Origin of the sequence: Bradyrhizobium manausense, from assembly GCF_001440035.1 — a bacterium.
Lineage (GTDB): Bacteria > Pseudomonadota > Alphaproteobacteria > Rhizobiales > Xanthobacteraceae > Bradyrhizobium > Bradyrhizobium manausense.
The window spans coordinates 317,639-330,628 of the sequence record NZ_LJYG01000108.1 but is presented as its reverse complement, the minus strand read 5'-3'; the positions used below and the strand labels follow the sequence as shown (position 1 = coordinate 330,628).

At 63.1% G+C, this 12,990-nt stretch carries 14 protein-coding genes; 12 read left to right on the top strand and 2 right to left on the bottom strand.

The window, feature by feature from the left end:
* On the bottom strand, nucleotides 1-5,000 hold a 5,000-nt coding region (locus tag AOQ71_RS31600; protein WP_430648663.1), incomplete at its 3' end, for a hypothetical protein.
* Nucleotides 5,001-5,019: 19 nt separating this feature from the next.
* Nucleotides 5,020-6,069, bottom strand: coding sequence for a hypothetical protein (locus AOQ71_RS45535; protein ID WP_157083720.1), 1,050 nt, complete (start codon nucleotides 6,067-6,069; stop codon nucleotides 5,020-5,022).
* 207 nt (nucleotides 6,070-6,276) lie between these two features.
* Between AOQ71_RS45535 and AOQ71_RS31585 the strand changes: the two genes are divergently transcribed.
* The 12 genes from AOQ71_RS31585 (at nucleotide 6,277) to AOQ71_RS31525 (ending at nucleotide 12,212) form a co-directional block, all read left to right on the top strand.
* Nucleotides 6,277-7,218 (top strand): hypothetical protein, encoded by a 942-nt coding sequence (locus AOQ71_RS31585; RefSeq protein WP_057755368.1) that lies wholly within the window; start codon nucleotides 6,277-6,279, stop codon nucleotides 7,216-7,218.
* 16 nt (nucleotides 7,219-7,234) lie between these two features.
* Nucleotides 7,235-7,894: a hypothetical protein gene (locus AOQ71_RS31580; RefSeq protein WP_057755366.1), complete on the top strand. Its 660-nt coding sequence runs from the start codon at nucleotides 7,235-7,237 to the stop codon at nucleotides 7,892-7,894.
* A gap of 50 nt (nucleotides 7,895-7,944) precedes the next feature.
* Nucleotides 7,945-8,514, top strand: coding sequence for a hypothetical protein (locus AOQ71_RS31575; RefSeq protein ID WP_157083719.1), 570 nt, complete (start codon nucleotides 7,945-7,947; stop codon nucleotides 8,512-8,514).
* A 65-nt stretch (nucleotides 8,515-8,579) separates the two neighbouring features.
* On the top strand, nucleotides 8,580-8,858 hold the full coding sequence (locus AOQ71_RS31570) for a hypothetical protein (protein WP_157083718.1): 279 nt from the start codon (nucleotides 8,580-8,582) through the stop codon (nucleotides 8,856-8,858).
* Nucleotides 8,842-9,417 (top strand): GNAT family N-acetyltransferase, encoded by a 576-nt coding sequence (locus tag AOQ71_RS31565; RefSeq protein WP_083514624.1) that lies wholly within the window; start codon nucleotides 8,842-8,844, stop codon nucleotides 9,415-9,417. The genes AOQ71_RS31570 and AOQ71_RS31565 overlap by 17 nt, the downstream gene beginning before the upstream one ends.
* Nucleotides 9,404-9,889: a hypothetical protein gene (locus tag AOQ71_RS31560; protein ID WP_057755357.1), complete on the top strand. Its 486-nt coding sequence runs from the start codon at nucleotides 9,404-9,406 to the stop codon at nucleotides 9,887-9,889. Before AOQ71_RS31565 ends, AOQ71_RS31560 begins: the two co-directional genes overlap by 14 nt.
* A complete protein-coding gene (locus AOQ71_RS31555; protein WP_057755355.1) occupies nucleotides 9,883-10,074 on the top strand; it encodes a hypothetical protein in 192 nt (63 codons plus the stop codon). Before AOQ71_RS31560 ends, AOQ71_RS31555 begins: the two co-directional genes overlap by 7 nt.
* Nucleotides 10,075-10,078: 4 nt before the next feature.
* Nucleotides 10,079-10,423: a hypothetical protein gene (locus AOQ71_RS31550; protein ID WP_057755352.1), complete on the top strand. Its 345-nt coding sequence runs from the start codon at nucleotides 10,079-10,081 to the stop codon at nucleotides 10,421-10,423.
* Nucleotides 10,413-10,760, top strand: coding sequence for a hypothetical protein (locus AOQ71_RS31545; protein ID WP_157083717.1), 348 nt, complete (start codon nucleotides 10,413-10,415; stop codon nucleotides 10,758-10,760). The genes AOQ71_RS31550 and AOQ71_RS31545 overlap by 11 nt, the downstream gene beginning before the upstream one ends.
* 171 nt (nucleotides 10,761-10,931) lie before the next feature.
* Nucleotides 10,932-11,150 (top strand): hypothetical protein, encoded by a 219-nt coding sequence (locus AOQ71_RS31535; RefSeq protein ID WP_157083716.1) that lies wholly within the window; start codon nucleotides 10,932-10,934, stop codon nucleotides 11,148-11,150.
* A 4-nt stretch (nucleotides 11,151-11,154) separates the two neighbouring features.
* A complete protein-coding gene (locus tag AOQ71_RS31530) occupies nucleotides 11,155-11,670 on the top strand; it encodes a hypothetical protein (protein WP_057755340.1) in 516 nt (171 codons plus the stop codon).
* A complete protein-coding gene (locus AOQ71_RS31525; protein WP_057755338.1) occupies nucleotides 11,667-12,212 on the top strand; it encodes a hypothetical protein in 546 nt (181 codons plus the stop codon). The genes AOQ71_RS31530 and AOQ71_RS31525 overlap by 4 nt, the downstream gene beginning before the upstream one ends.
* Nucleotides 12,213-12,990 lie beyond the last annotated feature (778 nt).

The window sequence follows — 12,990 nt, the reverse complement described above, 5'->3', positions numbered from 1 at the left end:
CCCGCCGCAGCACCGATCACACTTCCGGCGCGTGCCGCAGTAAGACCTTTGATGGCGCTGACGGCCTCGCGGTCCTTCATGAGCGCTTGCGCGAACGTGTCCGTACCGCCTGATGCGCGGTATGCGAGGAACTTGGGGATGAACTTTTTTGCGACGATAAGTCCGCCGGCACCCGCGAGCGCGGCAGCCGCGGCCGTGGGCTCTAGCTGTGCGGCCTTCCACACCGCAGTGCCTACACCGCCCAGCGCGCCGGCCCACGTGGAATACGTAGCCGCGTTGCTACCCGCAACCTTGCCTATCTTCTCCGCCTTACCCAGTTGGTCAAACGCAAGCATCGCTGCCTTGTTTTGTTTCTCGCCACCCACGGCCGCGGCGTAGTCCAGACGCAGTTGTTTGGCCTTCTCGCCACCCGCCGCCATCGTGCTTGCCATGTCGTCAACGGACATGTTCTTGACGCGCGCATAGCGAACGTCCAGAGCCTCCAATTCCTTGATGCGCTTCGGGCCTTCCGTTTTGCCGAACACGTGGTTGGCGACCTTCACCTGTTGTTCGCGGATGTTGTCGGCAAGCGCATCAAGAGCGCCGGCCGCGTGCGGATCAGGGTTCGCACCGCCGCGGGCCGCACGAGCTTCGGTGAGCAACCGCGAGCGTTCGTCCTTGAGGTGGTCCCACTTCTCGCTCCAGTCCTTGGCCGGGCGCGTGATGTTGGCTTCAGCCTCCGCAGCACGCTCGGCATACGCCTGCGGCACGTTGCTCCCGGGCTTACCTACGAGCGACGCAGGACCGTCCGGGAGCTTCTGCTGCGCTTTTGGTGCGCCAACGCCCTTTTCCGCAATGTCGCTCTTGAGCTTTTCATAGCCCGCGCCGACGTCGGCTTTTTCCTTGGCGAGCGCATCTTGTACGGCCACCTGATTGCGCGAGGCCTGAGTGTCCTCATAGGCTTTCTGCACCTTCGCGGGCTCGTGACCGGCATCGCTGGCGGTCTTTTGCGCGGCGGCGTACGCATCCGGGTCGTGGTTCGGGTTGGTGATCTGCTTGCCCGACCGGTCGGTGATCGTCGGACCGTTCTCCGACAGCGTCTTGCCGGCGGTAGCCAGTTCCTTGTTCGTGCCGCGTTGCATGACCGTTTCAAGCGCAGAACCTGCGGCGCTGACTGTCTTACCGGCCGCGGTACCGACCGCGTGACCGGCCGCACCGCCAACAGCACCGCCGACAGCGCCACCAACGGCACCATGACCCGCTGCATTGGTTGCCGCCGCGAGGTCTCCGGTCTTGCCGTACTCCTCAGCGCCGGCCTCAATGCCGCCCTCGACGGCACCCCCAGCAGCGTTGGCGGCCGTGTTGATGCCGGTGCGCGCCGCGAAACCTGCCACGCCAGACCTTGCGGCAGCGGGCAGTGCAGCTTCCGCGGCTCCGGCCACGCCGCCGGTAGCCGCCATAAGCGAAAGCTCCGCGGCGTTGCGGATACCGCGCCGTTCGGCTTCGTTCTTGGCCGCTTCCTCCGCGTAGTAGCCCGGGTTGATGGGAGCGGCATTCGGATTGACTTCGGCCTGCGAGATCGGGACCGAAGGCGCGCCGGGTTCGCCAGCACGGGGAGCCGCGGGAGCCGTCGGCGTCAAATGTGCAGCTGCGTAGATTTCCGGCGGGATGGGCAGCCCTTGCTTGGTGTACGTCTCTGCAATGGCGGCAGCTGCTTCCGGGCTCATGGACGCGTTCTGCACGGGCAGGGCTGCCGCTGTGGCCGGGGCTTGGGGCTGAGGCTGCACGGGCTCCGAAGCAGCCGGCATCGCGAAGACTGGAGCGCGAGGTCTGCCGGCAGGCGCGGATTGCGTCGGAGCCGCCGGTTGCTGATAGCCGCCGGGAACCGCCGTGGGCGTGCTGACGACCGCAGCACCGCCGGAGCGCGGACCGGGGCTGATACCGGGACCGCCGGCAGGTGCCGAAGGCGTGGGGCCGGTCGGTGTGGGTTCGGGCTCCACCGGGCCGCCGGTAACGCGCGCCAGTTCGCGGTTATAGCGAGCGGTCCACCAATCGGTGAAGTTCTTGGACGTGACGTTCTCGACGCTGCCAAACTGCTGCTTGGCGCTGGCGGGGAGGTTGCCCCAAATCGCTTGCTTGGCCACCGCGTCGCTGCCGTAGAACCGCCGCACGGCCTGCCACGCCGGAACGTCGGGGTTGGCCAACAGTGCGGGAGCGCCTGCCTCGCCTTGCTGATGGACTAGGTAGCGATTGGCCGGCGTGTTCGGAACGCCGTGCTTCGTCAGTACCGCGCCGTCGTCCTGCGCCTTTAGCGTCAGCGCCATCTCGACTTGCTGACGGTTGTTCGGATCAGTCACGCCGTACTTGCGCATTTCCTGCGCCGACATCTGCGCAAGACCGTGGTACTTCGAACCCGGGCTGTCCGGCACTGTGCCGTTGCCGCTCTCGATATGCATCGTAGCGAGATTGACCTGCGCTTGCGTAACGGGGCCGCGCGGTCCGGCAGTCTGTGCAGCAGACGCGTTACCGCTTTGCGTGGTACCCGGCGTGGCGGCCTGCGGTGCAGCGGTGGGTTGTGCGGCCGCAACACCGGTCCTGCGGCGAACGATGTCCTCGGCCTTGTCAACGTTCGCCTGCGTCAGTTCCGCACCCGATGCGAGAACCGCGGCCCTAGCGACGTCGCGCACGTTCGGGTTAGGGTTGTCGAGAGCCTTGCGCACCTCTTCATGCTGCATGGCGGTCGTGCCGAACTTATATGCGCTCGTGCCATTGCCGAGTGCCTTGCCGGCGTCGAAGCCGTTCAGCTCGGCAGCCGCGACCGCAGCCATGCTGATGTTGCGCTGCATGTTCGGGGTCGCACCAAGCTTCGCGCTGGCACTTCCGGCATCGGTCACGACGTCAGTTGCGTACCTGCTCTGCTCCGGCGATGCGGGCTTGCTGCCGTCGCCGACATAAGCGCGCATGTTGTAGCTTTTGCCCGTGGGAGTGTCGGGCCGGGGAGCCGCGGCAGCGCCGGTTTCGACCGTGGGCGCGGTCGTGGTGTCTGCTTTGGGCTTGTAGTCGTCACGGCGAGCGCCTTCGTAATTGCTGTCTTTCGGCAGCATCACGCGTTCGTCGCCGTGCATGACGTACGGGTGCGACGCAATGGACGACAGCGTATCGTTCATGCCCTCGCGGTACTTGTCGCGGAGCTTGTCCTTTACCGCGTCACTGACGGGCAGGTTATTGAGACCGTACAGGCTGCGACCTGCGACAGTGGCGAAGTCACCGCCGCGCTGGTCAAACTGCTCCAGCGCAACTTTCTGTTTGAAAGCCGCAATCTTCTGAATACCCTCGATAGTGCTGTCAGAAAGATACTTCCGCGTGTCGGGTGCCGGTCCTCTCTTGTCGCCCTTGATCCAATCGTCATAGGCGTTCTGCAGGCTCGTCAGTTCCGTAGCCGCCTTGTTCGACCACCCCTCAACGCCGCCCATGGACTTGAACCACTGCTGCGTGAGGCCCACGCTGCCGGCAGCTGCCGACTTCTCAGCGACGTCTCGACCGATGCCGCCAAGTTCGTCCTTGACCATGGCGACGCCGGCCGACGACGTGAAGTTGTCGATATTCATGGCGGTCTTGTAGAAGTCTTCCGCCATCTTCGCTTTGTTGAGCATGCCGGAGATTTCGGGCTGCTTCAGTATCTCGTCCACCGCCTTGCGGCCTTCCGTGGACGCAAGCGCGCTGTTCTCGGTGACCGAGTTGAGATCGCGGAAGCCGCTGCCGAGCTTGGCGCCGGTCTGACCGTGCGGGAGTTGCACGGCGCGCGTTCCGTTGATCGCGTCGCCGGTCGAATTCGTGTAGCTGCCCGTGACCGCTACGGCCTGATCCTTGTCCTTGATGTCGGCGACTTGCCCGTAGGTCCGATTGTACGCGTCAGCGCTGTCCCGCAGCATGTTCAACTTGCCGCGGTCGAGACCTTGCAGGAACTTGCGCGCCTGATCCGGGTCCTTCGGGATGCTGTGCGGGTCGACGTTGAACAACTTGAACACGCCCTGCATTGAAGGGTCGTTAATGACGCGGTCGCGCTCGTTCAGCCATTTCGTTTGACCGTTGCTCTCCGGAATGTTGGCAACGCCCTGCGAAGCCGCCTTACTCAGGTCGTCAACGGCGTTTTTCGTTTTATCATAGACGGTCGCAGCTGCCGCAGACATCGGACCGGCGAAGTCCTTCTGGACCTGCTTGAACTGCTCTCCGGGCAAGTACGCTGACGCCTGCCAGACCGAATAGGCTGTGGCATAGTCGCCTTTGTCGAGCGCGTTGTGAATTGTATTCGATACGATCGAAGCAGACTGCTCTGGGGTTGCACCATCCGGGATGTCAACGCCAGCGGTCTTGAGCGTGGAGCGCACGAGACCGTCATTCGCGCGTGCGGCATATGATTTCTGAAGGTTGCCGTTGGCTGCGTCCAGTTGCGCCTGCGCATCCTTGACGCCTTGCTGGACTTGCGCGCGAGTGAACCACTTGCCGTTAATCATCTTGCCGCCACCCGTGAGCAGGTTGGTCAGCATGTCGCCGCTACCGCCCGCGTCGGCACCGTGTTCTTGAATGAACTTCTGTGCTTCCGCCTTCTTTGCTTCGGCGCGCGCAATGTCCGCGTCACGTTGCTGCCGCGCCTGCTCGAAACGCTTGTTCGTCTCTGCATCGAGACCGAGGCTGTTGTCGGCGACACCGGTCGCGGGCTGCGCGTTCGGAGTGACCTGACCGTTCGGAAGCGTGCCTTCGGTCGGTTGCGCATTCGCCGGCAGCGCCGTGGCGTCCGGGTTCACGGACACCGGGACCTGCTTCGGCGCGGCCGTGTCGTTCTGGACAGCAAGCGACGGCGTCGGGTCGTTGGCCGGCGCCGGGTTCATGCTCCAGCCGCTTACGGGCGAGCTGCCGCCGTCGTTGCTGCCACCGCCGAACATGCCGCTCCAGTCCGCAGCGCCGCCGGTCCCGCCGTTGTCCGTGCTGCCATAGTCGGCGACGTCGTTATCCCAAGCCATGATTGCCGTACTTTCCCGCTTAACCGACCGAAGAGGTGAACGCGCTGCCGCCGGAGCCGGAGCCGCCAAGATTGAGGTTGCCAAAGCCCTTGAACATGTTCGCGTAGTCGGCCGCCGCAGCATTCGCACCGCTGCTGATGGCAGACGCCTGCGAGGCGCCCGAAGATGAGGCGCCGCTCATGACCGCGTTCGACGCGTTCGCGCCCATGGCCTCTTGCGACTGCAAGAGCCCCATAGAAGCGAGGCGTTGGCTGTAATCCTGTTGCTGCCCCTGAAGCTCCGCGCCGTACTGCTTGAACATGTCTTGGCTGACGATGCCCTGATTGGTGGTCATGAGGTTGCGGAGGTCGGCCGACGAAAGCAGACCGCCCTTGGCCGCGGCGCTGTTGTTCACGGCCGCGTCGCCGATGCCCATTTGGTATTGCGCAGCCGGCGACATCTGGTAGCTGGCCGCGAACGAATTGAAGTCGAGCGGGTTGAAGCCGAGATTGACCCGGCCGAGACCGACCGTGCCGTAGCCCGCGCCGCCCGACGTCGAGGCGAATGACGGCGCTGCACTGGTGGTGACGTTGATGGGGTTCGCCATCGTGTACGCGGTACCTTGCACAGCACTGCCGCTAGGCGCGGTCGTGGTCGCGGTCGCGTCAGCGGGCGTAGTAGTTGCGGCGGGCTGGAAACTAAGGCTGTCCTGCCAACCGCCGGGGAGCGGGGTACCGGGTGACATTCCGGCCGGGGTACCGGCGTTAGCCTGCGGCATGAACGGGTTTGACGCGCCCTGCATGAAGCCGGAGGCCTGCGGGTTTATGGTCCAGTTGCCCGGCGACATTGTCGTGACGCCACCGCCCGCGTAAGTGCCGGAGCCGGTCGTGCCACCCAAGAGCACGTCGTTAATCGGTGCGCGGTACCCGGCGCCCTGCGCTATCCACGGAGCCTCGAAACCAACGCCCGTGTTGAACATCTCTTTCGAGGCAGCGGCGGCCTGTGCAGCGCCTTGCTGCGCGGTGTCGGCCCCTTTTTTGCCGCCCGCCAGCCCGCCAACGCCGCTGATAATTCCACCGATTGAGTCCACGGTATGCAGTCCTTTCCGCGAAAACGAAAACGCGTAAATCCGAATTTCGGGGAAAGCGTAGATTTAGTTCAGTGAACTGCGCCATGAACGAACAAAATAAATCTTTTGTTCATAGCCATGAACTGTATACCGCGTACACAACGTATACGTGAAAATATTTTTAAAACTACCTATGCATACCATTCGGGTTTTCGTATTTGTGCAGGCATGAACGAAATCGACGCTATGCACAAAATGACCGGGGGCCGGCATGCCGTGGCGCTGCAGTTCGGCGTCACGTCCCGCGGCAGGCCAGCAAAGCTCGACAAGACGCGTCGGGAGGAGATCGCTGCGGCGATGGCGCGCCGTGAAGTGACCGGGGAGAGCGCCGAAGCCATCGCAGAGCGCTTCGGAGTGTCAGCCCGTTACGTCTTCAAGCTCGCCAAGCCGAAGCGCCCCGCGGCGCCGCCGGTCACGGTCTCCAGCCCCGAAACCTCGCTTAGGCAGCGCATCAAACAACTCCGCCCACGCAAGGGGCCGGGGGCGGAGATCGTAACCGACGAAGGCGAGCGCATCACGGTCACGCAACGCGCCAAGGATGTGCTGAACGCGAAGTACGCAGCACTGGCAGACGGCTGGCGGACGCTACATGCGGACCGGGAGGCAGCCAAAGCGGAGATTACTGCCGAACGCGCCGCACTTCATGCGGAGATTACCGCCGGCCGTGAAGCTAACGCCAAGCGCGAGGCCGAACTGAACGACGCCGCGAAGTCACTGGCGGCCGAACTGAACGCGCGTGAAGCCGCCATTCAGGAATTCATCAGCCGCCATCGCGTGCGCATCGCCAAGGCGAATGGTCCCTTTCTGCCGGTGTCGTGGAGTATGCCGACGCCACGGCTGGCGTACTCGATTGCGTGTGGTCCGCGGCAGCCCAAGCCCGTGAAGCCGCAGCGCCTGCCTTGGGAAGCGCCGACAGCGTCAGAAGCCGGTGCTGAACTGTTCCGCGCCATGCTCCGCGGTCAGGCGCTACCAGCGGACGCTGTGGCGACCGTGCGTGCTGCCGTGGCGCAGCTGAGCGAGTTCGCCGCCGTGCTGCAGCCCGCGAATAGCGCCACAGGACCGCCGCCGGCTGAGCCGTTGCCGCCACTACTCCCCGATTTGAACTTCTGAAAGGACCGATACCGACATGACCACCCCGACGATGGCGCAATTCCGCCAACAACAGCTGAACGACCTGAACAACAAGCTCGACGCTGCAGTTACCAACGGCGACACCGCCGAAGCGCGGAAGATTTCGGGCGAGATTGCCAACATCGCCAGCGCGCCGGTTGCAAAATTTTCCGCCGACGACGTGCGGGCAGCAATTATCAAGCTCGCGCCCGAAGCGGCGACCAGCATCAAGCTGCGCACGAAGCTCAATACCGTAATGTCGACCGTGTCGCAGGACCTGACGCTCGTTCAGGCTCACGAGACCGCAGACAGTCTCGCGCGCGAAATCCTGAGCGCTGCTGACTACGCATTGCCGGATGATGGTGACGCGGACGATGCGGGCGACGAACCGGCACCGCGGCCCACATCGCGGCGAGCGCATCGCGAGGAACCGCAACTCGGCGCTGGTGACCCACGTCCGACCGGTGGGCGCGGTCTCGAAAAGGCATCGAAAGTTTCCGACCTGCCGTCAGCCTCGCGCGAGGCATGGGCACGGCAAATCAAGGGGCCCATGAGCGAAGTCGCAAAGGCTGCGGAACGCGGCGACGCTGCGTCGAAGGCGTTGCTGGCGAAGGCCGAAGCGTCATTCGTTCAAGTCGAAAAGACCCGGCTGCGTCAGCAACGCGGCAACCGCTAACGCCACACGGCGCAACGTTCAACTGAGACATGGAAAGGATACGAAATACCATGACTTACCCTAAAGACCCGTTTTCTGGCCTTAGCCCCAATTTAATCCCGACCCCGCCGGCCGCGATGCCGGAACCCCCGGGCCCCGGCGACGCCATGGCGCATCTGTCGCCGTTTTCGAAGGCGCAGGACATCGACAGCATCATCAGCGGACTTACGCTGAACAGGGAACTCAAGCTGTTCATTCCGCAGGACATCAAGGACCGGTTTTCGTCATTCGAATTCCGGGTCGTCAACGATACGCCAACTGAAATCGCGGCGGCCAAGCGCCAGTATTTCGAAGTCGTCGACGACCCGGAGGCGGTGGGGCTGTTCTCCGGTCTCGTGTCCGGCACCGATAAATCGGGACGCGTCACCAAACCTATTTTGATGGCGCGTGACAAGCGCGTGGGCAAGAAAATCGCGCAACTGAAGGCCCGTGCGTTACAAGATCACTACGCAGCGATGGACCCCGCCAAGCGCAACTTCAATTCGAAGCACGCGGACACGCAGTCGGTCATCAATGCGGGTATCACGAAAGGCCAGTTCGGTGGCGCCTTCATGAATATCCGCGTACCTCGCGCCGATTGACCGGCACCGTCGACAACGCATCGGACCGTCAGGAGCGCGGTCCGGTGTCTCACGAAGGGAAAGACATGGACGCGCTGACCGGAAAGACGCTGGAAGAACTCACGCATCCCGATATTTGGCTCGACGGTTTCACGGCGGTCGAGATCGCCGAAATCACGCAACGCGCCATCCGCGACGTGAACGAAGAACTGCGGCTGCTTTGCATCCGTGGTCTTATGTGCGTCGAAGTGCCGTCTGGCCGGATCATGAAGCGCAGCGGCGGTGCCGGGATAGTAGCGACCCGCGGCGAGTACGAACACACGCCAAGCGCAATGAGCGCGGCATCCCATGGCAAGCTTGTTTGATCTCCGCGTAGGCGGTATGCGCCTTCGGCCTCTGTCGGTCGCCGATGCGCCGCAACTGTTCAAAGAATATTTCGGCGACGCGGAGGTGTCGCGCCATCTTTCGTTCAAGACGCATGTTGACGAGTCCGAAACGCGCCAGCACATCGCGAAGCTTCAAGGCAACGCAGGCGGACCGAACTCGCACACGTTCGCGCTGATCCGCGACGACGAACCGGAACGCGTGCTGGGGATCGTTGGTGTCGCCGTGTCCGCGATCGAGCCCGACAAGTATGACGCGGTCGAAATCGGCTTCGGCATGGTGCGCGACCGGGCTGCACGGCGCGGTGCCAAGGACTTCCTTCGTGCGCTGTTGGCGTACCTTTGGACACTCCCGACCGTGTGCCGGGTCTGGGGGTTCACCGACATTCAAAACGAACTGGTGCTGCGCCTGAACAACCGCCTCGGTTTTCGGACTGAAGGTCTGATCCGTGGCCACATCGTGCGGCCACAACTTGGCGACGCGCCCCGCGATAGCTGGGTGTACTCAATGACAAGGAGCGACTGGAATGCGCAGCACTGAACTCAGCTACACCGACCGTAAGATTTTCGAAGCCATCGCCGCGAAGCGCATAGCCGACGGCAAACCTGTCTACGGTTACTTTTCACCGGTCGCGATCTGCAAGGACCCTTTCGTTCGCGATACGCTAGGCAACTTCGGCAACATCGAAGATTGGCTTCGCGATCAGTCAGCGCGCGGTCGCATGACGTGTAGCGTCGGTGGGGAGCCGCCGCGCGAGCGCTTCCGTATAACGCCATCAACTGCGTTCGACGTCGGATTGTTAGAGATAGACGACCGCGCTGCATTCGCCGCGATAGAGGACGTCTTGCATTCGCTGGACAGCTGGTTCGGCGTCGGCCTTTTGATCAAACAACCTGCCCTGCGCGAGCTTTTCGGCGGAGGCGAGACGCTGAAGCTTTGGCTAGCCCGGCAGGTTGGCGCAGGCAAGCTGAGCTACGACGCCGGCAAGGAACGGTGGTGCGTCGTATGCTGACGAAACAAGAGGCCGCGTCGTATCTGTCCTTGAGGCATTTCGCCATGACCGCGCACGCATTGGCCGAGCACGCAAAGCGCGGCAACGGTCCCGCGCACAGCGTCGTGAACGGCTATCTCTATTACTCGCGGGACGACCTCGACGAATGGGCGCAGATGCGGCGGAAGTGCGTGGAGCGGCGTTAGCAACATGCGCTACGAGATACTGCTTAGCAGCGGCGAGACCGTGCACCCTGACGCGCTGGACGACGCCGTTCTGGAGCGCGCAGTAAGCGTCACCGACCACGCGACCGGACGCCGTGTTGTGCTGTGGCCGCCGGCACCGGTTGCGAAGCTTTCGGAGAGACAGGAACCGACAGAAGACGACATCGCCGCGGCAATTGAGCGTCTGCAGTTGACAGTTCGAGAAGCCACGTCCGGGAGCTTCTGGGTGATTTTTGCACGGAAGTATCCCCGAACGTCCCATGCTACGCGCGAAGACGCGGAGGCGCATATTCGAACCAAAGCGCTGCGGAGTCTCACCGGTGGTGTGTGACATCTGGATCAAAGGCACGGCCGTCTATCGCGGGGCCTCGCTGGTGTCGAAACACGGCTCGCGCGAGGCGGCTGAAGCGAAGGCGCGGTTACTGCTTGCGCGGCAAATCGAGGCTGGTGTTGTCGCAGAGGCGCGGCGGTACGAGGCCGACATCGCGGCGCGGCTGGAAGCCCGCAAGGCCGCGCTGATGGCTCGCTATGACATCCGCATTGTCGAAATGCTGCTCGGCCGCGGCTTTCGCGTCATGCGCGGCGGTCGCGCCATCGCTAGATACAAGGACCGCGCTAGTGCCGAGCGGGCTGCCGGCAGGCTGATACTGGCGCAGATTGGCGACTGATGTCGATACCAACTGAGGCTGAAATCGACGAAGCAATAACCGCGAGCGGTCTCTACGTCCGCCGACGCTACGTCGTGCGCGGTTTGGAAGTGCTGCACAAATGCAGGACCGAACGCAAGGCGCAAGCCGCAATGCGTGTCTTCGCAGAGTGCTGGGTGCAGAGGTACGGCGATGTCCAGCGATCTCGATAAATTGCTCGCTGCGGCTCGGCGCCAAGGCCTGACCGTGCGCGGCGTTGCTGTCGCGCCGAAGCTGAAGATCATCAAAGAAGCGTCCTGCTATCGTGTCGTCTGCCATGGCGAAACGTTGCGCCGCTGTGAGACGCGCGCGGAAGCGAACCGACTGACGCGCGAACTGGCTATGCAAATTTCATGCAAATCGGTGCAATAATCGCATGACCTCCCGTGTCGTAGATTTCGCCGCACTCGTCGGTAAACCCGCACATCCGTTCGGTTCGCCTGTCAGACCCGAACTCGTGCTGGCGTGGCTGGAGCAGGACGCGCCTAACGCCGCGCCCGCATTGGGTGGTCTGTTGGGGCCGGCAGCCGCCCGGCGTCGCAGGGATGTGTTTCTAGCGGCGTTGCGCGAGGGCTTCCCGCTGGACGAAGCCGCGGCAGAGGTCGAACTGGAGCCCGCCGAGATCGGCAGCGCGATTGATGCAGACGCGGGGCTTGCGCGTGCGGTCCGCATTGCGCAGACGGCGGGGCGGAAACGGACCGTTGGGGACCTCACGCCATCGCAGCGCTGGAGGTTGCTAACATCGGGTCAAATCGACAAGTCCGAAAACAAGTCCGACGCTGGGCAGGATTACAGGGACATGCGAGAGAAGCTGGCGGCGGTGCTGGCGGAGGAGGGGGCGATGTCCGATGGCGTTGACGACCTTCTGAGGCCCTCGGACGCTCGCGCATGACGTCGCTGCCCGCCATTGTCAAGAACTGCACGCTCGCCCCTCTCGAAACAGTCGCGCACAGGCTCGTTAGGCTCGCGCATGACGGCCGTGTGGGCGATCTGAAACCCGCTGGGGTCGCGGAGATGCCTATCACGTCCGCCACGCTCCGGGCCGCCGGCATCCCCGACGATTGGGCCGAAGCGGTCGCCGACGCCTGCAAGCTGTTGTTCGCCGCTTCGCTCCGCATCGAGAAGCACACCACCGCCGCCCGGCGCCGCAAGAAAGACTTTGACGCGCTCGCCGCGCTAGATCGCATGCGCGCCGCCATGGCAGAGGAGGTTGCCCGCGAGCTGATGGCCGGGGACACCGGGCGTTTGCTCGTGCTCGCGTCGCTGGCCTGTCCAATCGGGTGGGCGGGGCTGGCGGCTATGGCGCCACGTCTACAGGCCGCTCGCGTCATCGCCACCGCAGCCGCGTCCTACGCACGCCCGCAGCCCTACGGGGCGACCCTGACAAGTGACGGGCCCGCGACCGTGCCGGGCTTGCTGGTCCTAACCGACTAGACCCGCGTTTGGCACATACCGCTGTGAACCCAGGATGTGAATGGTGAACCGTGCGTGAATGCACGTCACCTTCACGGATTTCGTAATGAAACCAGGCAGTTGGGACCGATGTGAGCCCTGTGAACCCTGCTCGGACCTACTTTCCCCACTCTCTATTTGGTAGATACTAAGGCACAAATAGTAACCATATTATTACCCGGGTATTATTCCTATTCTCCTCTAGTAGTCCATTTCAGGGTTCACAGGGTTCACAGAGCGGCGGAAAGCCTGCAAAACAAAGCATTTAGGGCGTGAACCCTGCCGGTCCTCCCCACCCTTCACCAAGGGCTCACAAAGGCCGGCAGGGTTCACGCCGCGAGCTACCTACCCAAACTAACAAACCGGACCCCGAAAAACGCGGTATGCCGGAAGCGCATGACTGCTGTTGTTTGAATGTCACACTAATTAGGGTTCACAGGGTTCACAGGCCCGCCGGCAGCGCCGGGACCGCGATCCGGGGGTTGCCTGTCGCTGCTCAGCGTTCTGCACAGCGGCGTGAGGGGGATAAAATACCAAAGATCGTTGTTTGGCAGGACAAAACTACTGCGTTTTACTGTATCGCGCAAAGTTACACCGTTATCCGTCAACGACTTACACAGCGATAGCCGCCCCTAAGTCCGTGTACCGTATACACTATTTCTCGTTGCGAACGGAAAATGCGGGCTTAGTATCGCTCGTGTTGGGGCCGGGCCCTAGTCGTAAAACGACGAAAGGCCCCCGGGACGGCAATCCCGAAGGC

Coding starts and splice junctions, on each gene's coding strand:
- AOQ71_RS31585 (WP_057755368.1), top strand. CDS start 6,277: ATGAACGAAATCGACGCTATGCACAAAATGACCGGGGGCCGGCATGCC.
- AOQ71_RS31580 (WP_057755366.1), top strand. CDS start 7,235: ATGACCACCCCGACGATGGCGCAATTCCGCCAACAACAGCTGAACGAC.
- AOQ71_RS31575 (WP_157083719.1), top strand. CDS start 7,945: ATGACTTACCCTAAAGACCCGTTTTCTGGCCTTAGCCCCAATTTAATC.
- AOQ71_RS31570 (WP_157083718.1), top strand. CDS start 8,580: ATGGACGCGCTGACCGGAAAGACGCTGGAAGAACTCACGCATCCCGAT.
- AOQ71_RS31565 (WP_083514624.1), top strand. CDS start 8,842: ATGGCAAGCTTGTTTGATCTCCGCGTAGGCGGTATGCGCCTTCGGCCT.
- AOQ71_RS31560 (WP_057755357.1), top strand. CDS start 9,404: ATGCGCAGCACTGAACTCAGCTACACCGACCGTAAGATTTTCGAAGCC.
- AOQ71_RS31555 (WP_057755355.1), top strand. CDS start 9,883: ATGCTGACGAAACAAGAGGCCGCGTCGTATCTGTCCTTGAGGCATTTC.
- AOQ71_RS31550 (WP_057755352.1), top strand. CDS start 10,079: ATGCGCTACGAGATACTGCTTAGCAGCGGCGAGACCGTGCACCCTGAC.
- AOQ71_RS31535 (WP_157083716.1), top strand. CDS start 10,932: ATGTCCAGCGATCTCGATAAATTGCTCGCTGCGGCTCGGCGCCAAGGC.
- AOQ71_RS31530 (WP_057755340.1), top strand. CDS start 11,155: ATGACCTCCCGTGTCGTAGATTTCGCCGCACTCGTCGGTAAACCCGCA.
- AOQ71_RS31525 (WP_057755338.1), top strand. CDS start 11,667: ATGACGTCGCTGCCCGCCATTGTCAAGAACTGCACGCTCGCCCCTCTC.